This window comes from Algoriphagus sp. (assembly GCF_030694375.1).
In the GTDB taxonomy this organism is placed as follows: Bacteria; Bacteroidota; Bacteroidia; order Cytophagales; family Cyclobacteriaceae; genus Algoriphagus.
The window spans coordinates 161,794-181,311 of the sequence record NZ_JAUXYL010000023.1; the positions used below are offsets into that span (position 1 = coordinate 161,794).

The 19,518-nt window shown below is 42.3% G+C and carries 23 protein-coding genes; 11 read left to right on the forward strand and 12 right to left on the reverse strand.

The features are described 5' to 3' along the window. Positions 1-10 precede the first annotated feature (10 nt). From Q8M62_RS08500 to Q8M62_RS08515, 4 genes are read left to right on the forward strand one after another with little or no spacing between them, the layout of a single operon-like run. Positions 11-631 carry a thioredoxin family protein gene (locus Q8M62_RS08500; RefSeq protein WP_304900612.1) on the forward strand — a complete coding sequence of 207 codons (621 nt, stop codon included), beginning with the start codon at positions 11-13 and terminating at the stop codon, positions 629-631. A 4-nt stretch (positions 632-635) separates the two neighbouring features. Continuing rightward, complete coding sequence (locus tag Q8M62_RS08505) at positions 636-1,355, forward strand: oxidoreductase (RefSeq protein WP_304900611.1); 720 nt, start codon at positions 636-638, stop codon at positions 1,353-1,355. Further along, the gene (gene dtd / locus Q8M62_RS08510; protein ID WP_304900610.1) at positions 1,352-1,804 is read left to right on the forward strand and encodes a D-aminoacyl-tRNA deacylase; all 453 of its coding nucleotides are present in this window, start codon (positions 1,352-1,354) and stop codon (positions 1,802-1,804) included. The genes Q8M62_RS08505 and dtd overlap by 4 nt, the downstream gene beginning before the upstream one ends. Positions 1,805-1,864: 60 nt before the next feature. Continuing rightward, positions 1,865-3,346 (forward strand): sulfatase, encoded by a 1,482-nt coding sequence (locus Q8M62_RS08515; RefSeq protein WP_304900609.1) that lies wholly within the window; start codon positions 1,865-1,867, stop codon positions 3,344-3,346. A gap of 24 nt (positions 3,347-3,370) precedes the next feature. Here the strand turns inward: Q8M62_RS08515 and Q8M62_RS08520 are convergent, their stop codons facing one another. From Q8M62_RS08520 to mce, 4 genes are all read right to left on the reverse strand, one after another. Next, complete coding sequence (locus tag Q8M62_RS08520; protein WP_304900608.1) at positions 3,371-3,715, reverse strand: type II toxin-antitoxin system HicB family antitoxin; 345 nt, start codon at positions 3,713-3,715, stop codon at positions 3,371-3,373. After that, the gene (locus Q8M62_RS08525; protein ID WP_304900607.1) at positions 3,712-3,969 is read right to left on the reverse strand and encodes a type II toxin-antitoxin system HicA family toxin; all 258 of its coding nucleotides are present in this window, start codon (positions 3,967-3,969) and stop codon (positions 3,712-3,714) included. Before Q8M62_RS08525 ends, Q8M62_RS08520 begins: the two co-directional genes overlap by 4 nt. Positions 3,970-4,082: 113 nt before the next feature. Beyond that, complete coding sequence (gene thiL / locus Q8M62_RS08530; RefSeq protein WP_304900606.1) at positions 4,083-5,111, reverse strand: thiamine-phosphate kinase; 1,029 nt, start codon at positions 5,109-5,111, stop codon at positions 4,083-4,085. A 318-nt stretch (positions 5,112-5,429) separates the two neighbouring features. Continuing rightward, entirely contained in the window at positions 5,430-5,828 is a 399-nt protein-coding gene (gene mce, locus Q8M62_RS08535) for a methylmalonyl-CoA epimerase (RefSeq protein ID WP_304900605.1), read from the reverse strand. 93 nt (positions 5,829-5,921) lie between these two features. Here mce and Q8M62_RS08540 point away from each other — a divergent pair, with 93 nt between their 5' ends. The 3 genes from Q8M62_RS08540 to Q8M62_RS08550 all read left to right on the forward strand — a co-directional run bounded on the left by Q8M62_RS08540 (position 5,922) and on the right by Q8M62_RS08550 (position 8,230). After that, a complete protein-coding gene (locus Q8M62_RS08540) occupies positions 5,922-6,248 on the forward strand; it encodes an iron-sulfur cluster assembly accessory protein (RefSeq protein ID WP_092734041.1) in 327 nt (108 codons plus the stop codon). Between the two features lie 174 nt (positions 6,249-6,422). Beyond that, positions 6,423-7,517, forward strand: coding sequence for a glycine cleavage system aminomethyltransferase GcvT (gene gcvT, locus Q8M62_RS08545; protein ID WP_304900604.1), 1,095 nt, complete (start codon positions 6,423-6,425; stop codon positions 7,515-7,517). Positions 7,518-7,519: 2 nt separating this feature from the next. Next, on the forward strand, positions 7,520-8,230 hold the full coding sequence (locus Q8M62_RS08550) for a 2-phosphosulfolactate phosphatase (protein WP_304900603.1): 711 nt from the start codon (positions 7,520-7,522) through the stop codon (positions 8,228-8,230). A gap of 382 nt (positions 8,231-8,612) precedes the next feature. On the opposite strand, the gene Q8M62_RS08555 is transcribed toward Q8M62_RS08550, so the two are convergent. After that, entirely contained in the window at positions 8,613-9,704 is a 1,092-nt protein-coding gene (locus tag Q8M62_RS08555; RefSeq protein ID WP_304900602.1) for a BamA/TamA family outer membrane protein, read from the reverse strand. A 169-nt stretch (positions 9,705-9,873) separates the two neighbouring features. On the opposite strand from Q8M62_RS08555, the gene Q8M62_RS08560 reads away from it, so the two are divergent. Then, positions 9,874-10,110, forward strand: a complete 237-nt coding sequence (locus Q8M62_RS08560) for a YdcH family protein (protein ID WP_304900601.1) — start codon at positions 9,874-9,876, stop codon at positions 10,108-10,110. A gap of 82 nt (positions 10,111-10,192) precedes the next feature. Here the strand turns inward: Q8M62_RS08560 and Q8M62_RS08565 are convergent, their stop codons facing one another. From Q8M62_RS08565 to Q8M62_RS08575, 3 genes are read right to left on the reverse strand one after another with little or no spacing between them, the layout of a single operon-like run. Beyond that, the gene (locus tag Q8M62_RS08565) at positions 10,193-10,999 is read right to left on the reverse strand and encodes a DUF1080 domain-containing protein (RefSeq protein ID WP_304900600.1); all 807 of its coding nucleotides are present in this window, start codon (positions 10,997-10,999) and stop codon (positions 10,193-10,195) included. A gap of 5 nt (positions 11,000-11,004) precedes the next feature. Further along, complete coding sequence (locus tag Q8M62_RS08570; RefSeq protein ID WP_304900599.1) at positions 11,005-11,763, reverse strand: SDR family NAD(P)-dependent oxidoreductase; 759 nt, start codon at positions 11,761-11,763, stop codon at positions 11,005-11,007. A 9-nt stretch (positions 11,764-11,772) separates the two neighbouring features. After that, positions 11,773-12,117 carry a nucleotide pyrophosphohydrolase gene (locus tag Q8M62_RS08575; protein ID WP_175454289.1) on the reverse strand — a complete coding sequence of 115 codons (345 nt, stop codon included), beginning with the start codon at positions 12,115-12,117 and terminating at the stop codon, positions 11,773-11,775. Between the two features lie 161 nt (positions 12,118-12,278). Between Q8M62_RS08575 and Q8M62_RS08580 the strand changes: the two genes are divergently transcribed. Together Q8M62_RS08580 and Q8M62_RS08585 are read left to right on the forward strand one after the other, a co-directional pair. Then, entirely contained in the window at positions 12,279-13,838 is a 1,560-nt protein-coding gene (locus tag Q8M62_RS08580; protein WP_304900598.1) for a M81 family metallopeptidase, read from the forward strand. A gap of 26 nt (positions 13,839-13,864) precedes the next feature. After that, positions 13,865-14,236 (forward strand): iron chaperone, encoded by a 372-nt coding sequence (locus tag Q8M62_RS08585; RefSeq protein ID WP_304900597.1) that lies wholly within the window; start codon positions 13,865-13,867, stop codon positions 14,234-14,236. A gap of 2 nt (positions 14,237-14,238) precedes the next feature. Here Q8M62_RS08585 and Q8M62_RS08590 read toward each other — a convergent pair whose 3' ends face one another. The 4 genes from Q8M62_RS08590 to rlmD all read right to left on the reverse strand — a co-directional run bounded on the left by Q8M62_RS08590 (position 14,239) and on the right by rlmD (position 19,313). Next, positions 14,239-15,507 (reverse strand): aminotransferase class V-fold PLP-dependent enzyme, encoded by a 1,269-nt coding sequence (locus Q8M62_RS08590; RefSeq protein ID WP_304900596.1) that lies wholly within the window; start codon positions 15,505-15,507, stop codon positions 14,239-14,241. 371 nt (positions 15,508-15,878) lie between these two features. Next, on the reverse strand, positions 15,879-17,369 hold the full coding sequence (locus tag Q8M62_RS08595) for an ATP-binding cassette domain-containing protein (protein WP_304900595.1): 1,491 nt from the start codon (positions 17,367-17,369) through the stop codon (positions 15,879-15,881). A gap of 163 nt (positions 17,370-17,532) precedes the next feature. Continuing rightward, positions 17,533-17,910 carry a hypothetical protein gene (locus Q8M62_RS08600; protein WP_304900594.1) on the reverse strand — a complete coding sequence of 126 codons (378 nt, stop codon included), beginning with the start codon at positions 17,908-17,910 and terminating at the stop codon, positions 17,533-17,535. Next, the gene (rlmD, locus tag Q8M62_RS08605; protein WP_304900593.1) at positions 17,907-19,313 is read right to left on the reverse strand and encodes a 23S rRNA (uracil(1939)-C(5))-methyltransferase RlmD; all 1,407 of its coding nucleotides are present in this window, start codon (positions 19,311-19,313) and stop codon (positions 17,907-17,909) included. Before rlmD ends, Q8M62_RS08600 begins: the two co-directional genes overlap by 4 nt. On the opposite strand from rlmD, the gene Q8M62_RS08610 reads away from it, so the two are divergent. Then, a complete protein-coding gene (locus tag Q8M62_RS08610; RefSeq protein ID WP_305668078.1) occupies positions 19,312-19,470 on the forward strand; it encodes a hypothetical protein in 159 nt (52 codons plus the stop codon). The genes rlmD and Q8M62_RS08610 overlap by 2 nt on opposite strands. Positions 19,471-19,518: the final 48 nt, after the last annotated feature.

Here is a 19,518-nt window from a genome sequence, read left to right on the forward strand (position 1 = left end):
TCTTTAATAAATGGAATTTTTAAGTCACCCGGTTACTCAAAAGGTAATCGATCAAGGTTTTTCCTACTCTAAATTTGTTGAGTTTACAGAACAATTGGTTAGGGAAAATCGCACTACCGGATCAAATCAAAGCGAAGCGTACCTTGAGTATACCAAGATGTGTCTTCAGCGGATGAGACGTTGGGACAAGACTGCCAAAGTATCCCCTAAAATTGAAAAACTCGTGCAATCCATTCAGGAAGCTCAAGTTTGGTTGCTGATTACGGAAGCTTGGTGCGGAGACGGTTCCCAATCTATTCCTTATCTGGCTAAATTGGCAGAGCTCAACCCGAAAATCGACCTAAGGATCATTATGCGGGATGAATTCCCCGAAATCATGGACGCCTATCTTACCCATGGTGCTAGATCAATTCCTAAGTTAGTGGCTTTTACCCGGGACTTGAAGGTTGAGCTTTTCACTTGGGGACCAAAGCCAAATTACCTTTTAACCAGACACAAGGAATACAAACACGATTCTAAGGGAAAGTCCTACAAAGAATTTTTGGAGGAAATTCACCTTTGGTACGCAAGAAATAAAAATCAGGACTTGGAATCAGAGCTTTTACCTTTGATCCAATCTACGCTACTTTGACTCCATGAAAATCGCATTAATATCCGGTACTTCCGGACTTGTTGGTATGCAGTTGCTTCATCAGCTTTTACAGGGAAAAGAATATGATTATGTCCTGAGCGTAGGCAGAAGGAAGCTGGCGCTAAAACACGAAAAACTGGTTCAAATCGACGGAGATCTCTCCAAAATTAACAGTTGGGACTGGCAGGAAAAAGTGAATGCTCAATCCCTGGGTGGTGCATACCATGGATTAATAGAAACCATTTCCACTAAAACTTCTGAAATCCACGCCTTTTCAAGTCTTGGAACGACGATCAAAGTAGCCGGTTCGAAGGAACAGTTCTATGCCATTGACCATGATTTGGTAATTGAATTCGCCCGATGGGCAAAAAAGATCGGGGCAGGCAAGTTCCTGTATGTTTCAGCTTTAGGTGCTGATTCGACCTCCTCCGTTTTTTACAACAAAGTCAAAGGTGAAACAGAGGAAGACCTGAAAACGATTAAATTTGACTATTTGGGATTCTTTCGTCCCTCACTTTTGCTCGGAAACCGAAGTGAATTCCGCTTTGGAGAACTGGTCGCGACGATTTTCATGAAACCGTTGGTTTGGCTCAAACTGGCAAAAAATATCCGGCCGATCTATGATTATCAGGTGGCCAAAGCATTGGTAAAAAAAGCCCTTGCCACTAATTCAAGTGCAGTGGAAGTGGTGCTCTCCGGACAAATGCAAGATTTAAGCAAATGATAGCAGTCATTCAGCGTGTTTCCGAATCTGCCGTCAAAATTGACGGAAAAATAAAGGCCGAGATCGGCCTAGGTTTAATGATTCTATTGGGAATAGAGGATGCTGACAATCAGGAAGACATCGAGTGGCTTTCCAAAAAGATCGTAAATCTCAGGATTTTTCCAGACGAAAATGGGGTGATGAATCGCAGCGTTTCAGAAGTGGGAGGGGAGATTTTGTTGATTTCCCAATTTACGCTTCATGCCAGCACCAAAAAGGGAAATCGTCCGTCGTACATCAAAGCTGCCAAACCCGATTTTGCCATTCCGATGTATGAAAGAATGATTCAGGTATTAGAATCAGAACTCGGGAAATCAATCGGAACAGGTGAATTTGGAGCTGACATGAAAGTAAGTTTGGTCAATGATGGCCCGGTTACGATTGTGATCGATTCGAAAAATCGGGTTTAGACTTGAGAGTGCAGGATAGTGGAACTTGGCTGCTGTCGTATTTTCAATGAAAAGACCGCCATGTTCAGCACCTACATATATGCTCTTGCTATTTTTTTATTCTTTGGAGAAAAAACAGATTCCTTAGATTTTCAGAATGGACCTGAGCAGTCTCAGCTGGTAAAACCAAACTTGGTTTTTATTCTGGCAGATCAGTGGAGAGCTCAGGAAATGGGTTATGCCGGTAATTCCCAAATTAAAACTCCTAATCTGGATAAGTTTGCTCAGGAAAGTCTGATTTTTGAACACACAGTCGCCACTTTACCAGTTTGCGCTCCTTGGAGGGCTAGTTTTTTGACCGGTCAGTATCCTTTGACGCATGGGATTTTTTACAATGACAAACCACTTCCCAATGAAGCCTTAACCTTGGGGGAGATTTATAAAAGTGAAGGCTATCAAACAGGGTATATCGGAAAATGGCACCTGAATGGGCATCAGCGAGGTGAGGATCCATTTAGCGGACGAGACAAGCCAATACCTGCTGAAAGAAGACAAGGGTTTGACTATTGGAAAGTGCGTGAAGTGAGTCATAATTATAACAACAGCTTTTACTTTGATGAAAATGATCAGCGTCATGTCTGGCCGGGCTATGATGTATTTCCCCAGACAGACAGCGCGATCAGTTTTATGGCAAAAAACAAGGAGAAACCATTCGCCTTGATTTTGTCCTATGGACCGCCTCATGATCCTTACTTTTCTGCTCCCGCTGAGTTCAAGGCGCTTTATGATGCCAAGACATTAAAATTAAGACCAAATGTGCCAATTGAATTTCAGGATAGTGCCAGAAATGTATTGGCTGGTTATTATGCCCATGCCTCAGCCATTGATCATGCCTTTGGTAAACTACTTCAGGCTTTAGACGACTTGGGACTTAAGGATAACACGCTGCTGGTATTTACCTCTGAGCATGGAGATATGTTGATGTCAAAGGGGGTTTTAAAAAAGCAAAGACCTTGGGATGAGTCGATTCTGGTCCCCATGCTGATGCGTTTCCCTGCTGGATTAGGAACGCAGTCTCGAGTGATTCAAAACCCCATCGGTACACCCGATTTACTCCCTACTTTTTTGGGGTTAAGTGGGATAAAAATCCCAAGCCAAGTGGAGGGGAAAGACTTTTCTCAAGATTTAATACAAGGAAAAGATATTGATAATGAAGCCTCCTTGATCCTGCTTCCTGTTCCTTTTCACGAATGGCAGTTTTCTAACGGAGGAAGAGAATATCGCGGAATCCGGACAAAACGATACACTTATGTGAGGGATTTGAAGGGACCTTGGCTGCTGTATGATAATGAATCTGACCCTTATCAACTCAAGAATTTGGTTGATAAAAAAGAGGTAACCAACCTTCAAAAAGAGCTGGAAAATTTACTCAAAGCTAAATTGAAGGAGCGAAAGGATGAATTCATGCCGGCAGATTATTACATGACCAAATGGAATTACCTCTACGATCGGACCGATAGCATTAGGCCTCAGGACTACCTCATGAGAAACAGATTTCCATGAATCAGAATGCCCGGGATATGAAATTTATTCTGGTTCATTTACCATAAAGTCTTCCAAGGCTTTCTCAACATATTGATTTAGCGAATATCCTTGTTTCAGCGCTTTTCTAGCTGCTTTTTTATGAAGCTCGGGTTTGATCCGAACATTGAATGAACCTTTGTAAGACTTCTCAGGCTTCTTTCCGATTTCGCTGCAGATTTCTATATAATCTTCCACTGCCTCTTCGAAGGCAGATTTCAAATCGGCCACCGTGCCTCCTTCAAAAGTCACTAAGTCATCAATCCCCTCAATTTTTCCATGAAAAACTTCATCTTCAGATGAGTATGACACAGACCCAATGAAGTTTTTGTGTTCAATTATATTGTTCATAGCAGTTCTTCTTTTGTTAAAATATTGATCACATCCAGAATCACGTAAGTTTTCAAAATCGATGAGGGATGAGGTTTATGAAGCCGAATAATGGATTTAGTTTGAATATTGATAAATAACCTTCTCGAACCAGCAGTTTTTCCAGTATTCTTTTCTTCATAACCTAGGCCAAGTAATAAAGTCTCCAACTCTTCATACCTAAAGTCCTTAGGTTTTTGAAGTAATCTTGCCTTCAATTTATCCAACTTAGCCATAGATAAAAGTAACTAAAATTCAGTTGCATTTCATAAAAAAAATGGCTGAAATTTTACTTCCAGCCAATCTTGTTTCTTGAATCTAATATCTTAAGTCTAATATCTTGCTTCTTTCAAAAATGCTTCCAGCCCTGTGCCTTCAACTGTACAGCAGTTCCGCTTTTGGTCACTAAGTATTTTCCCTCTTCTGGTTTTGTGATATGACCGATAAAGTGGATGTCAGAGTGCTTTTCCAACTTCTCAAAATCTTTTTGATCAATCGTGAATAGTAATTCATAGTCCTCTCCACCATTCAAGACACAGGTGATTGGGTCTAAATTTAACTCTACTGCAGTGTCAAAGGTCTGCTTATCTATCGGGAGTTTGTCTTCATAGATTGTAGCCCCAACGCCTGATGCCTTGCAGATATGGAAAATCTCCGAAGCTAATCCGTCTGAAATATCCATCATGCTGGTAGGGACAATACCTAATTCCCGCATTTCATGGATAATATCCATTCGGGCATCAGGTCTAAGTTGACGGCCGGTCACTACGGTGTATTTTTCCAGGTCAGGACGCATGTCCGGATTGGCAAGGTACACTTGTTTTTCACGCTCTAGGATTTGCAATCCAACCAAAGCCGATCCCAAATCCCCTGTTACACAAAGAATATCATTGACTTTGGCGCCGGATCTGTAAGTGATTTGCTCCTTTTGTGCTTCACCGATAGCAGTAACTGAGATCACTAATCCACCTCTGGAGGCTGTTGTGTCTCCACCGACCAAATCCACTCCATAATGCTCACAAGCGGCATTGATTCCTTCATATAAGGCATCTACTGCTTCCACGGAAAAGCGATTGGAGAGCGCAATGCTTACGGTGATTTGCTTTGGAATTGCATTCATCGCTGCCACATCGGAAACATTCACTGCCACAGCTTTGAAACCCACATGAGTCAGAGGAGCATAAGAAAGATCGAAGTGAACTCCTTCTAGCAAAAGATCAGTAGTCACCACTTTGACATGATCTCCCGCCTCGATTACCGCCGCATCATCTCCGATGCCTTTGACAGTTCCTGGATTTTTGATTACTACTGTTGAATTCAAGTGATCAATCAGGCCAAATTCTCCGAGTTCACTGATTTCTGTTCTTTTTTCTGACATTTTGATTTACGATTTATTATTTAATCGGTATTTATTTCCCGCAGACCTGACTGCCGTAAGGCAAGTTTTACACAGAAAAAGTCGCAGACCTGTCTGCTGCAGGCAGGTTTTCGCAGATTAAAATTGTCAATAAAGGAAAGCCTTGAGTCTTTTTAGCTTTCTGAATTCCTCTTCTGCTTTCTGCAAACTGCGACTGCCTACTGTTTTCAGCCTACCTCCGGAAGGTAAACTTTCTGACTTCAGCTTTCTGAATTTTGAACTTGCCTACTGCGACTGACGACTGCAAACTGGCATTGCCTACTGATCACTGAAAACTGCCTACTGATTCTGACATAACTCCACCAACACACCGTTTGTGCTTCGAGGATGCAAAAATACCACAATTTTATTGTCAGCTCCTTGTTTTGGGGTTTCGTTCAGGATTTCAAAACCTGCTTCTTTCAACCGCTTGATTTCCGCGTGAATATCTTCCACATCAAATGCGATATGATGGACGCCCTCTGATTTTTTCTCCAAATATTTCGCAATCGGACTGTCTGATCGGCTCGCTTGAAGCAACTCAACCTTGGTGTCGCCCACTTGGAAAAAGCTGGTTTTTACTCCTTCATCTTCCACAGACTCAGTTTTATAATGCTCTTTTCCCAAAAGTCGAGTGAAGAGCTCATTGGATTTTGCTAAATCTGCAACTGCTATTCCGATATGTTCAATTTTCCTCATCATCTATTTTTGTATCTTTGTTGCGAATCTTTTTTTCAATGGATGTGTTTACGATACATTCCAAAGCATTATCAAAAGTAAAAATATAAAGATATGATCATCGTTTCTGACAAAGCCAAAGAGCGGATTCTCGAACTCCGAAAAGAGGAAGGCCGAACTGAGAATGAAAATATACGAGTTTCTGTCAAAGGTGGGGGTTGTTCCGGCTTGATGTATGACCTTGGTTTTGATGCCACTGTGGTGGATTCAGACCATGTTTTTGAAGACAAAGGGGTCAAAATTCTCGTCGACAGAAAAAGTCTGCTTTATCTGGCTGGAACTGTTCTCGAATTCTCCGACGGATTGAATGGCAAGGGATTTCAATTTGTTAATCCTAATGCAAGCCGAACTTGCGGATGTGGAGAGAGCTTCTCGGTATAATCCCAAACTCAAATAAAAACAAATTTAAAGCAGCCGAAACGCTGCTTTTTTTGTTTAAAGACAACAAGTGATTAAGGCTTCAAATCCTTTTCTCCACCAGTCAAAAAACCTAAATTCCCTTCACCTAAATTCCTGTCAATCCTTACCTTTGCCCACGATAAAAAACACCCAAATATGGAAGAGCAAATCAAATACGTCCCTCTCAATGACCTGCACATTGCCCTTGGTGGCAAAATGGTGCCTTTTGCCGGTTTCAATATGCCCGTGCGGTACAGTTCCGACAACGAAGAGCACCTTTGTGTGCGAAATGGAGTAGGGGTTTTTGATGTATCTCACATGGGTGAATTCATGGTGGAAGGACCTGAAGCACTCAATTTGATCCAAAAAGTCACTTCAAACGACGCTTCCAAATTGGTGATCGGACAGGCACAATATTCCTGCTTTCCCAATGAGACAGGTGGGATAGTGGATGATTTAATCGTTTACAAATTTGAAGAGGAAAAATATATGTTGGTGGTCAATGCTTCCAATATTGAAAAGGATTGGGCTTGGATCAACAAGTTCAATACCATGGGAGCCAAGCTTACCAATATCTCTGATGATCATTCACTTTTTGCGGTGCAAGGTCCAAAGGCAATCGAAGCCGTTCAGTCTTTGACTCCAGTCAATCTTTCTGAAGTGAAGTTCTACCACTTTACGGTTGGTGAATTTGCAGGAGTACAGGATGTGGTCATTTCAGGAACAGGCTATACCGGAGCTGGAGGTTTTGAGATTTATGTGAAAAATGAAGACGCGGAGCATGTCTGGAAGGCAATTTTTGAAGCAGGAAAAGACTTCGACATCAAGCCGATTGGTTTGGGTGCGAGAGATACCTTGAGAATGGAAATGGGCTATTGCCTCTACGGAAATGACATCACCGACACCACTTCACCAATCGAAGCTGGCTTGGGTTGGATCACCAAATTCACCAAGGACTTCATCAATTCTGAAGCGATCAAAAAGCAGAAAGAAGAGGGCGTTTCCCGCAAATTGGTTGGGTTTATAATGCAGGAAAGAGGAATACCAAGAGGTCACTATCCAATCGTGGATGCAGTAGGTGAAATAATCGGCGAGGTCACTTCCGGAACTCAGTCTCCAAGTATGGGAGTAGGCATTGGAATGGGTTATGTGAAAACAGAGTTCAGCAAACCCGGAACTGAGATTTTTATCCAAGTCAGAAATAAAAACCTGAAAGCTCAGGTAGAAAAACTTCCGCTCCTGAAAGCTTAAGCATGAATAAAGTTGAGGTTTGCTTCAGTCCTGAGTTAATTCATCTATTCGATCTTGAAGGCAAAATCGTGGTCGTGGTCGATATTTTTCGCGCCACTTCCACGATGGTTGCTGCACTTGCAAATGGAGTGGAGGAGATCCTTCCTTTTGCAGATTTAGAAGCTTGTCGATTGATGAAAGAACAAGGATACCTGATAGGAGGCGAACGGAATGGGCTGACAGCACCTGGCTTTGAGATGGGGAATTCTCCTGTAGCTTACCTTTCTGGCGAGTATCCAGGTCGTAAACTTGCCATGACGACTACAAATGGAACTCAGGCGATAGAAAAATCCAAAGGAGCATTTGAAATCCTGATCGGAGCTTTTCCAAGTCTCCAAGCCACGGTTTCCTATATCCAAGCTCAGGACAATGACGTCCTCATTCACTGTGCTGGTTGGAAGGGTCACTTCAACTTGGAGGATTCGCTTTATGCAGGAGCATTGGTGAAGTCATTGGAATCAACGCATGAATCAAGCGAGGATGGAGCCATGGCAATGAGTATGCTTTTCGAAAAAGTTGGACATAACCTCAAAGGGTTTCTTTCACAGGCTTCTCACGCCAAGCGATTACAAAATCATGGCATCGAGCGAGATATTGACTTTTGCCTGACGCTAGATTTGTATGAAATTGTGGTGAAATTGGATGAGAGAGGGTTTTTGGTGAAAGTTCAATAGTTACTTCCTGCTCAACTTTATAACTTGAATTTTCTGAATTTCCTGAAAATTGCCCTTTGCGACTGAAGACTGAGAATATCCCGCTGAACTGATAAATTTGCTGATTTTTTTCTCATCTGTGTTTATCCGTGAAATCTGTGAGCGAAAAAAAGTCAGCCATTTAAGACAGCCTTTCAGATTTCTGATTTCTGACTATTTATCCAAAAGGCTTCGACTCTACCCACCAATGACGGAATAATTGAATGGAGCTTAATGTGTGTCAGTCCGAGCACCTGACCGACGAGAGTCGGGAAGTACGAGGACCCTTCGACTCCGCTCAGGGTGACAAAACTGCCCACTGCCTAATGTAACTGCCTTCTTCTACTTTTAGCTTTTTCACTTTCTAAAAAGCCTCCCCAAACGTAAAATAAAACTGCACCCCCTCATTTGGCGAATGAGCCAAATCCAACCGCAAATTCAACTTTTTGGTTTTTGAAAGCCGGAATCTTCCGCCTGCTCCATAGGCTAGTTTGGCCCCATCAGCAATGGAATTGAGATTAGAGAACACATTTCCCACTCCGGCAAAACCAACCAAGCTCCACCGCTTTCCAATGGTTTTTCGGATTTCGGACTGGAAAAAAGCCACATTGCTATTCCGGTATTTTCCTTCAAAAAGCCCTCTGAGTGAGCGATTTCCCCCAAGTAGTGGCAAGGCAAAAAATGGCGTATCTCCAACCGTGATTTTTGTAGCGATTTGGTTTGCCCAAATCACACTTTGCGAGAGCGATCTATAATTTCTAAGATCTCCACCGATCTCCCAATAAAGATAATCTCCTCCCAAAGGCTTACCAAATCGTAGGAGATACGTCTCCGAAAACCAGCCAGAACCAGGATAAATTGGGTTGTTCCTTGAGTCAAAAATGAATGCAGGGCCCAAACCAACATTCCATCCGCCCTCTTTGCCGATGTATTCTTCATTTGCAAGCTTTCCGATAGGATCAAAGCCGGAAATGCTAAATTGATCTAGAACGGACTTGAACCCCAAAAAACTCGATGGTGAAATCTGCTTGGCATAGTCAAACCGAAGTCTAGGGAATTTGGCTTCATACGTTTCCGAATCCGATTCTTTTACATTATTTCCGATCCCATAGAAAAAGTAGACGTAATTGTACCAACCCACCTCTCCGGAGAACAGGTTTTTGTTTTGATCGGTAAAAATTCTCCAGTTGGCATAGCTTAAGAATTGCTTTCTCAGGGAATAGGCAACACCAAATACCGCCTGACTTTCATATGTGTTTGAGCTATCTCCAAGATTGAAATTAGTAGCCCCGCCGACGCCAAAAACCCAGCGTGTTTCTGGAGTATAATACACCAAAGGAAGAATAAAAATCGCTTTTTCCGGCAGTTTGATAGAATCCTGTTGCGCAATAACAAGATTAATAATTTTCCCAAAAATCAAAAAAAGTAAGAGTGAACACTTAGCAAATTGAAGCATATTCTAATGTACGATTCAGCAACTCTTTCTCGATTAAGAGCTGAAGCTATTATTTGGTTTAAAACGACTTTTCCATAAAAGATTTTAATCCTGAGTTCAACTGACCTTTGTCATGATTTTTTAAATGGGCCAGTGTTAACCTTGTAATAAGATAAAACCCATTTAAATCATGTTTAGAAAGCATCCCCTAACTAACGAATTTCCCGAGTTTGAAACCAAAATCCATGATCTAAAAGTGGAAGACGAGCATTTCAAAAAGCTATTTGATGAATATGATGAAGTAGATCATGAAATCTACCGGATCGAATCAGATGCACAACCTGCCTCTGATGAGACTGCCAATCAATTGAGAATAAACCGTCTGAGATTGAAGGACGAACTTTACCGCATGCTTAAGGAGGGCTAAGTTGAAATATCATCCCACATTTGAGAAATGCCCGAGAGAAATTTCGGGCATTTTGGGTTTTGCGGCTGGCTTTTTAATTTCTTCAATTTTGGGGTAGGAGTTCCAGTTCAACCTTTCTGAAAAAAATCTCGGCACCCTCTGACTGGATTTGAATTTTCCCTCTGCTGGGTCTCACATTGGAAGCCTGATTGACCAATTTCCCATTGAGAAAAATGCTGATTTTGTCTCCCTCGACCAGACATTCCACTCGATTCCACTCCCCAACAGGATTTTCTACATCTTGAGTACCTCGAAAATTAAAGACATCCTTCCAATCAGGATCTCTACCATACCAGTTGACTCTTCCTCGGTTTACGGTAGTTTCTTTTCCTCCTGCTTGAAAAACCGGTGAATTTCCCTGCTTTTCTTCAGCTACCGGACTCGTAATGCTGAAGTTTTCTGACCCGTCTCCAACTACGATAAAGTCCCCCGTTCCTCCTTCGATTAGCTGACATTCTATGGAATACATCCAGATTCCTTCTGACCCTCCATCCTCCCCAACTGAATGAAGTAGGATGCCTGAATCTCTTGCGTTTTTCACTCGTGGTTCAAAAGTTTTTTCTCCCCATTTAAATTCAGCCACCAGCCGATAATTTTCAAATTCATTATTTGTTGTGATGCAGCCCCATTCCTCACCAGATATCCGGATCATTCCATCTTGAACAGTGAAGACATTTTTGGGATCGCTATCTCGCCCACGGTGTTGGACAAATGTGTACCAGTTATCTAAGTTTTTACCATTGAACAGGATGACTGTCTTCTTTTTATTTGTCGAAATGGTTTGGACTTGACATCCTGTGAGACAAAAACAAATTATGAGAAAGATGTGGAGGGATGTGCAATTCTTCATGTGTTCTATCTAGTTAAAATCCCACCATCTATGGTAAAAGCCGATCCTGTGATCCATGAAGCTTCTTCTGAAACCAGAAATAAAGCCAATGAAGCAATATCCTCAGGTTTTCCAAGTCGTTTCATGAGGGTGTTATTTGCAGTTTGCTGTACGATGGTATTCGGGTCCTGAAAGGCCTTGGCAGAATCCCAAATCATAGGCGTATCGACAGGTCCGGGGCAGATGGTGTTGACTCGAATTTCCGGGCCATAGTCTAATGCCATTTCCTTCACAAGCGCAACCAAGGCGGCTTTACTTGCGCAGTATGCTGCATGATTTGGAAAAGATTTAAAAGCAGCAATGGAACTGTTGACAAGAATCACTCCTTTTCCCGTTTTTTTCATTTCAGGAATCGCAAAGCGACTCAGATAAAATACCGCACTGAGATTAGTCGCCAGTGTATAATCCCATTCTTCCAAGGAAATATCAGTTACTGACCCGATTCCCAAGTTTCCTGCATTGGTGACAATGATATCCAGTTTGCCAAAGTTTCGGATTGCCTCCTTTACCAATTGCTCATTGGCTTGGGGCTTGGAGATATCACCTGCGACAAAAACAGTTTTTTTTCCAGATAAATTGAGTTCTTTTTCAAGAGCAAGACCTCTTTCGGGATCCCTACCACTTAGAATTACATTCGCTCCTTCACGTACAAAAGCCTCCGCCATGGCCATTCCCATTCCACTTGTCGCTCCGGTGACGATGATGGATTTATCTTCTAACTTCATTTGCTTGATTTATTTTAGTTTTTCATTATCCCGATGACGATTGATATCTCGGATGTTTTTCTTTTCGAAGTTCTTCTTCATAGCTTCAGTCAAATCCACCCCGGTTTGGTTGGCAAGGCAGATTAATACCCAAAGCACATCTGCCATCTCGTCTCCCAAGTCTTTGCCTTTGTCAGATTCTTTGAAGGATTGCTCTCCGTAGGTTCTGGACATGATTCGCGCTAATTCTCCGACTTCTTCCATCAAAATGGTCATGTTGGTGAGTTCGTTGAAGTATCTCACGCCGACAGTTTTGATCCATTGGTCAACTTGGGCTTGAGCTTCGGAGAGGGTGATTTCTGTAGTACTTTCCATCTTTCAGTAATTTGATCTGGAAATTAGAGATTGAGGAAAGGGATTCCAAACAGCCTGTTTTTTTAAACTGGAATTCACTCATGTATTTAAGCTTGAAATTCCCCAATTGAATTTGGTTCAAGCTATTTTCTGAGTTAATTCACAATCCAAAACTTTCTTTCATGAAAAAGCTATTACTCCTTGTTTTACTCTCTGCTTTATTTTTTCGCTGTGCGGAAAAAGAATCTGAAAACAAACTTCCCAGAATTGCGATTGCGGGCCTTGCGATCGAGTCCAGTACCTTCTCGCCAGCCTTAACCCATGAAGAAGCATTCAAGGCACGTGTTGATGAAGACGTGTTTACGTTTTATCCATTTTTGGCTCAGGATTCTATAAATAGAAAGCGTGCAGAGTGGATACCAACCTTGAGAGCGCATGCTTTGCCTGGGGGAATCGTCACTCGCGAAGCTTACGAATCGCTCGTGAATCAGACGTTGGACCGACTCAAAGCGGATCTTCCCTATGACGGACTATTCTTTGACATTCATGGAGCCATGAGTGTGGTAGGTTTGGATGATCCGGAAGGTGATTTTATCATTCGAGTAAGGGAAGTCGTAGGATTTGAGACCATCATTTCTACTTCAATGGATTTGCATGGCAATGTATCAATGGTGCTGGCCGAAAACTCCGACCTGATCACATGTTACAGAATGGCGCCACATGAGGATGCGTTGGAATCCAAAAAACGAGCTGTTGAAAATCTGCTGGATCGCCTGGAAAGCGGAAAAGGAAAACCTGCATTCAAAGCTTGGATTCCTATTCCGATTTTGCTTCCCGGAGAAAAAACGAGCACTCGAATCGAACCCGGAAAAGGACTTTATGCTAAAGTGGATCCCGAAACCAAAAAAGCGGGAGTGATCGATGCGGCAATTTGGATTGGTTATGCATGGGCGGACGAACCTCGTAACCATGCAGTGGTGATGGTAACTGGAGACGATGAAAAGCAAGTGAAAGAAAGTGCAGAATATTTGGCCAAAAGCTTTTGGGATGTGAGGGCTGAATTTGAGTTTGTGGCTCCGGTGGCAACATTAGAGGAAAGTTTGAAACTGGCTTTGGCAAGTGAAAAGCGTCCTTTTATGATTTCCGATATGGGAGATAATCCCACTGCAGGAGGAGCAGGGGATGTGACCTGGACTTTGAATGAGTTGTTAAAAAGACCTGAATTTAAGTCCGAATCTGGACCTGAAATGATCTATGCATCCATTCCAGGCCCAGATTTGGTTGCCATGTCCAAAGTGGCCGGAATTGGAAGTCAAGTCGAAGGCAATGTAGGAGCGATGGTAGATAACCGATATGCTCCGCCTATTTTGCTCAAAGGAAAAGTGCTGTCGATCAAAGAAGGCGATCCGGATGCTAATGTCGAAGTAGTGGTTCAAGTGGGTTCCATAAAAGTCATCGTGACTGAAAAGCGAAAGCCGTATCACAAGGAGAAAGACTTCACAGACTTAAATTTGAATCCGAGGAAAGCAGCTATTGTGGTGGTGAAAATCGGCTATCTAGTTCCTGAGTTATATGATATGCGGGGAGACTGGATCATGGCTCAGACTCCTGGTGGGGTAGATCAGGATTTGGATCGATTGGGTCATAAGCGGATCATTCGCCCGATGTATCCATTGGATAGGGATATGGCCGATCCCGATTTGAGTGTGAGATTTTTGCCTAAATCAGGGGAGCGTAAATAATCGATCTAACCTTAAAAAAAAGAGAAATGATGAATCCCAAACCTGAGTCCGTGGATCAGTACTTGAGTTGGTTTTCCGGAGAAATTCGGGAAAGGCTTGAACTCATGCGGGAGACCTTAAAAAATGCATTACCAGATGCTAAAGAAGTCATCAGCTACCACATGCCGGCATTCAAGACCTCGGAAGTCTTGGTTTACTATGCTGTCGCAAAAAATCATTTGGGCTTTTATCCAACTAATTCAGGGGTCGCCGAATTCAAGAAAGAATTGGAGCCGTATAATACCAGCAAAGGAGCCATCCAATTTCCGTACAGCCAAGCCTTGCCCTTGGGTTTGATTGCTGACATCGCGACTTTTCGATTTATTGAAGTGCAATCAAAGCCGGTAAAAAAGAAATAAAATTAGAGGAGAATCGAAGGAAGGGCTTTTAACAAAAGATCAATCTCTTCCTTTGAATTGTAAATGTGGGTGGAAATACGAATTGCATTGACACCAGCTTCGGGGACTTGGCGAACTCTGAATCCTGATTTACTAAGCGCATTTCCTACTTCCTGGTAACTGTGGTGTTTTGGGCGAAAGGAAACCATTGAAATCCTCGATTGGGATTCTACTGAGGAAAGTAATTCGATTTGATTTCCAAATTGAGCTAACCCATTGAATAAATGTTCATTCAATTCCCGTACTCTGAATTCGATTTTTTTCTTTCCGATTTCCTCGTGAAAAGATAATGCTGCCGAAACCCCCTTCATAAGCGATGTGCTCTGTGTTCCATAATCAAACCGATGTGCAGAATCAACATAACCTGTTAAAGTCGGGGGATCGCTAAACAAATCCCATCCTGTGTCACTTCCACCGCCGATGTGATAGGGCTGAAGATGATCAAGCTTTTCCTCATTGACATAGAGGAAACCTGTCCCACTTGGTCCCAACAACCACTTGTGACAACATCCGGCATAAAAGTCACAGTCCAAATCTTTCAGATCCAAATCAAAGGACCCAGCTCCATGCGCTCCGTCTATTGCCGTGAAGATCCCGCGACTTCGGGCAAATTCCGAGATTTCTTTGATTGGAAAAACAAGTCCTGTTGTGCATGTGACATGAGGAATTGCAATGACTCGGGTATTGCGGGTTACGAGTTTTTTGATCAGATCCAGGTTTTCTGACTGCGTGTTGGCCGGAGTAAAAATTTTAAGGTTTATTCCATGAAGTTTTGCTCGGTTAAGCCAAGGCAAGGCATTTCCCACGTGATCGTGATTAGTGATGATCACTTCGTCTCCTTTGGCTAAAGGGATTCCCCAAGCCATGATATTGATCCCTTCTGTGGTATTGTGGGTCAAGCTCAATTCGGAGGTTTTGACTCCTATAAAAGCCGCCAGTTTTTCTCTTTCGATTTCAGTATTTCCATATTCTCCTGAAGAATTAGTATGCGTCAACGATTCTTCCATGGCTTTTTGAACAGGAAATGGCGCAGGTCCAAAAGTGCCATTGTTGAAGTATATTCTGGTTTTGTTCAGTGGAAATTGAGATCTGATCTGATTCCAGAATTGTTCTCCTTCCAATGATTGATTAATCTTAAACGGCTGAAATGCAAAAGCGGAATTCATTCCAACCACACTGGGAATGGCTAAGCCCGCAAAAAATTTTTGAATAAAAGTTCGCCTGCTTTTCATGTGTTTATAATTTGTTTTTCAGTGGTCAGATGGAATCTTCGCATGAATTATAATCATCCCAGTGTGTGACATTCTTGTCATGCTTGATTTCATGTGTTTATAAATTTTTTTAAAGGTCAAACCTGACTGCTTAGGGTAGATAGGCCTGCCTACCGCCTTTAAGCAGGCTAGTATTCATTGGATTGGGTATTTTGAATTAAATAAATCTAGCAATCAATTCTCATGGAAGAACCAAGAACCTGAATAAAATGTACCAAAATGTGACTACCGCGAGATTTTTGAAAACTCAATAGCGGTAGCTGGTACAATTATTTTCAAAACAACAGTTGTTCGAATGAATTTCTATGGAAGCCAGAATGAAAATCAGATACTTATTTCTGCAGGTTAGTATCTAAATTTAAAATCCTATTCACCTGGTGGGGGATATCTTCCGAATAGTGACTTACATAAATGAGCGTGATGCCCGATAAATCGCAGATTTTCTCAATTGTCTTTCTAAAAATCGCCCGCTGCAAAGCGTCCATTCCCTGAGAAGCTTCGTCCAAAATCAAGAGTTTTGGGTCTTTAATCAATGCTCTCGCCATCAAGGTCCAGCGTTGCTGCTCTAAGGGAATTCGTTGGATTAGTAAATCAGCAAAGGACTCCAATTTGAAAAGCCTCATCCAATCTTGAGCTTTTGAATCTTGTTCAAGAGTTGTCTTTTTGAACAAACCCATGGTGTCAAAAAAACCGGATAGAATGACTTTTCTTACCGTTTGGTTGGCTGGGAAAAATCGAACTAACTCCGGCGCGACAAATCCTATTGGTTTTTTCAGTTCCCAGATACTTTCTCCTGTTCCTCTTTTCCTTCCAAAAAGCCAAAAATTCTGAGAATAAGCCTGAGGATTTTCACCGATTAAAAGGCTAATCAGGGTAGATTTCCCCGATCCATTTTTTCCTTTAATAAGCCATCGCTCGCCAGATTCTACTTTCCAATTAATCCCATTCAGAATGGACTTTTCTCCATATCGGATACTTACATCTTTCATTTCAATCACTATTTCGGAGGAGGGTGAAATTGGGTTGATGAGTTTTTCAAGAAGGGAAAGATCCCAAGGAATTTCGGTATTCTCTTTTTTGATGTTAGGGTAGTTCTCTTTTGTCCAAGTTTCAGAAATTCCGCCTGTATCGAGATTTGCGATATGAGTAATTCCATCTGGAATTTCATGAGCTGAAGTTGTAATCAGGACGTGAATTCCCTGCTCAATAATTGTCTTCAAGAAATCCCCAAAAGCCAATCGGCTTTCTTGATCCAGCCCCGTCATAGGTTGATCCATCAGGTAAATTAGTGGATGGGAGAGAAGTCCCAAAGCCAAGCTCAAACGTCGTGTTTCTCCGTTGGAAAGCTTGAGGATTGATTCATCCAAAAGAGTGGTGAGTCGGAGTAATTCTGAGACATTTTCCAAGTTCCAATATCCTGCACCAGCACTTGAATTTTCTGTCAAATATTCTCGAACTGTCGCAGCTTCATCCGACTCAGAGCTGTTGAATCGTTGCTGAAAATAGAAGTTCTGCAGGTTGGATTTATTTCGGAATCGATACTGTTGCGAGACATAAGCCATCAAGTCTCTAAAGCTGCTGACACTACCCTCCTTGGCTTTATTGCTGGTGTAGGATTCTGAAAAAGGTCTCGAAATTTTTCCTTGCGGCAAATGCGTGCTGCCTCGAAGCGTTTCTAAAAATGCGGTAAGTTCCCGACCTGAATCTCCTATGATTGCCCAATGCTGTCCTTCTTGCCAGGTGAAATTGAGCCGTTGAAAAGTGACTTTTCCAAGATAGTGGACTTGCGCATTTTCAACTTGAAGAAGAGTATTGGAGGTCAAGGAGTTAAGGGTTAGGTGATTTTCTTAAATGTAAGCTTTTGTGCTGATTTTGAAAATGATAAGAGTTCACTTTAGATATGGCTGTAAGTTACTATACTTTACTTACTGAAAATCAATAATAAAAAGGGCTTTACCTTAATGATAGGTAAAGCCTATTTTTGAATTAATCATTTGGATATGGGATGTAGACAAAAGAAGTAAACGCCCCATCCATGACAAATAGACAACAGAATTCGTCAGGGTCTTTGTATGCTTTTTTGAAGTCATCGAGGGCCTCCTCACCGATCAAAGTCCGCTGGACAAACTCATCGACGTAGGTGACGAAGTAATTCCAATCGAGGTCTTTTTCAGCTTTTCCGATGAAGATTTTTCCGATAGGCTGCATGTCTTTTGCAATTGGAAAAATCGGGAAATCTGAAAATCCCCGGGAGCGGATTTGATAAGATGCTTCCTTGAGGACGTCTGAAATTTTGACAAAATCACTGGTGATCGTACCCAAATATTTCCCGCTAAGTTCGGGATCGTTGAAATCTGAAATCATTTTTTCAAGGTTAGGAGAACCACATTTTCGACATGATAAGTTTGGGGAAACATGTCCACAGGCTGGACTTTTTCCACCGAATATTTTTCTCCGAGGAGTGCCAAATCTCGAGCTTGGGTTGCCGGATTACAAGAGACATAGACGATCTTGGGAGCAGCAAGTCTGAGGAGCATTTCCACTACTTTTTCATCCATTCCGGCACGGGGTGGATCGGTGATGATGACGTCCGGAGCGGCATGATTAGAGATGAATTCTTCATTTAAAATATCCTTCATGTCACCTGCGTAAAAGAGCGTATTGTCAATCCCGTTTAGTTGGGAATTGAGTTTGGCATCTTCGATTGCGGCTTCGACGTATTCCACCCCGATGACTTGTTTTGCTTTTTTAGCTACGAAGTTGGCGATAGTCCCTGTACCGGTGTAGAGGTCATAGACCACCTCATCGCCTTGGAGATCGGCAAAATCCCGAGCCACTTTGTACAATTCATAGGCTTGCTCTGAGTTGGTTTGGTAGAAGGATTTTGGTCCGATTCTGAATTTCAGCCCTTCCATTTCTTCCTCGATGTAGGGAAGACCGCTGAAAGTTACCAGTTCCAAGTCGTTGTACGTTTCATTTCCCTTGGTGTTGATGACGTAGATCAAGGCCGTTATTTCCGGAAATCTTGCAATCAAAAACTCCATGACCAGATTAATTGACTCCAGGTCATTTTCTCCAAACTGAACAATAACCATGGTTTGATTGGTCGTGGTAGTCCTGATAATCAAATTGCGGAGAAGGCCTGAATTACCTCTGATGTCGTAAAAACTCAGTTTATTCGCTAGAGCAAAAGTCCGAAGTTCATTTCGAATGTCATTGGAAAGTCCACCTTGAAGGTAGCAGTGCTCGATGTCGATGATTTTGTCAAACATCTTTGGGATATGAAATCCCAGCGCACTTCGCTCAAAATCTTCCTCGGACCGGATCTGCTCCAGCGTCAACCATTTTTTGTTTGAAAAAGTAAAGTCAAGCTTGTTGCGGTAGTATTGGGTTTTGGCTGAACCTAAGATCGGCATCACCTCAGGAATCGGCACTTTGGCGATGCGCTGAAACTGATCCACTACCTGCTGTCGCTTGTAGTCTTTCTGCAGGTCATAGTGGATGTGCTGCCATTTGCAACCTCCACAGGTACCAAAATGTGAGCAGAAAGGCTCTATCCGATCTTTGGAATATTCATGGAAATGAACGACTTCTCCCTCCATAAATGAGCTTTTTCCTTTGGTGATGCGTACATCGACCACATCTCCTGGAGCGACACCGGACACAAAAACCACTTTTCCCTCATGATGGCCAACACATTTACCTTCCGAAGCGATTCGCTCGATCTGCAGGTTGGTGACGACCTTATTTTTCATTTTTCGCGACATGGCCGCAAAATTAGGGAAAAATAGGGATTTGACCTTTGGGGTTTTTGAAACCCTGAAGGCTAAATTAAAAACTCAACAAGGAGTCAGATTATTATATTTAGGAGCAAAAGCCATTGCATTGCGTATTGATTGTCGTGCCAGCGCCGCGTTTGGATAGTTGCCCTTTCTGAATCTTACAGATTCATTATTTGGATTCACATAAGAA

Coding starts and splice junctions, on each gene's coding strand:
- thiL (WP_304900606.1), bottom strand. CDS start 5,111: ATGTCAGAAAAAAGAACAGAAATCAGTGAACTCGGAGAATTTGGCCTG.
- Q8M62_RS08570 (WP_304900599.1), bottom strand. CDS start 11,763: ATGAAGTTAGAAGATAAATCCATCATCGTCACCGGAGCGACAAGTGGA.
- Q8M62_RS08600 (WP_304900594.1), bottom strand. CDS start 17,910: ATGATTTCAGATTTCAACGATCCCGAACTTAGCGGGAAATATTTGGGT.
- Q8M62_RS08585 (WP_304900597.1), top strand. CDS start 13,865: ATGATGAATCCCAAACCTGAGTCCGTGGATCAGTACTTGAGTTGGTTT.
- Q8M62_RS08580 (WP_304900598.1), top strand. CDS start 12,279: ATGAAAAAGCTATTACTCCTTGTTTTACTCTCTGCTTTATTTTTTCGC.
- Q8M62_RS08565 (WP_304900600.1), bottom strand. CDS start 10,999: ATGAAGAATTGCACATCCCTCCACATCTTTCTCATAATTTGTTTTTGT.
- Q8M62_RS08575 (WP_175454289.1), bottom strand. CDS start 12,117: ATGGAAAGTACTACAGAAATCACCCTCTCCGAAGCTCAAGCCCAAGTT.
- Q8M62_RS08515 (WP_304900609.1), top strand. CDS start 1,865: ATGTTCAGCACCTACATATATGCTCTTGCTATTTTTTTATTCTTTGGA.
- Q8M62_RS08610 (WP_305668078.1), top strand. CDS start 19,312: ATGGCCGCAAAATTAGGGAAAAATAGGGATTTGACCTTTGGGGTTTTT.
- Q8M62_RS08500 (WP_304900612.1), top strand. CDS start 11: ATGGAATTTTTAAGTCACCCGGTTACTCAAAAGGTAATCGATCAAGGT.
- Q8M62_RS08505 (WP_304900611.1), top strand. CDS start 636: ATGAAAATCGCATTAATATCCGGTACTTCCGGACTTGTTGGTATGCAG.
- Q8M62_RS08555 (WP_304900602.1), bottom strand. CDS start 9,704: ATGCTTCAATTTGCTAAGTGTTCACTCTTACTTTTTTTGATTTTTGGG.
- Q8M62_RS08590 (WP_304900596.1), bottom strand. CDS start 15,507: ATGAAAAGCAGGCGAACTTTTATTCAAAAATTTTTTGCGGGCTTAGCC.
- Q8M62_RS08525 (WP_304900607.1), bottom strand. CDS start 3,969: ATGGCTAAGTTGGATAAATTGAAGGCAAGATTACTTCAAAAACCTAAG.
- dtd (WP_304900610.1), top strand. CDS start 1,352: ATGATAGCAGTCATTCAGCGTGTTTCCGAATCTGCCGTCAAAATTGAC.
- Q8M62_RS08520 (WP_304900608.1), bottom strand. CDS start 3,715: ATGAACAATATAATTGAACACAAAAACTTCATTGGGTCTGTGTCATAC.
- gcvT (WP_304900604.1), top strand. CDS start 6,423: ATGGAAGAGCAAATCAAATACGTCCCTCTCAATGACCTGCACATTGCC.
- Q8M62_RS08540 (WP_092734041.1), top strand. CDS start 5,922: ATGATCATCGTTTCTGACAAAGCCAAAGAGCGGATTCTCGAACTCCGA.
- mce (WP_304900605.1), bottom strand. CDS start 5,828: ATGAGGAAAATTGAACATATCGGAATAGCAGTTGCAGATTTAGCAAAA.
- Q8M62_RS08550 (WP_304900603.1), top strand. CDS start 7,520: ATGAATAAAGTTGAGGTTTGCTTCAGTCCTGAGTTAATTCATCTATTC.
- rlmD (WP_304900593.1), bottom strand. CDS start 19,313: ATGTCGCGAAAAATGAAAAATAAGGTCGTCACCAACCTGCAGATCGAG.
- Q8M62_RS08560 (WP_304900601.1), top strand. CDS start 9,874: ATGTTTAGAAAGCATCCCCTAACTAACGAATTTCCCGAGTTTGAAACC.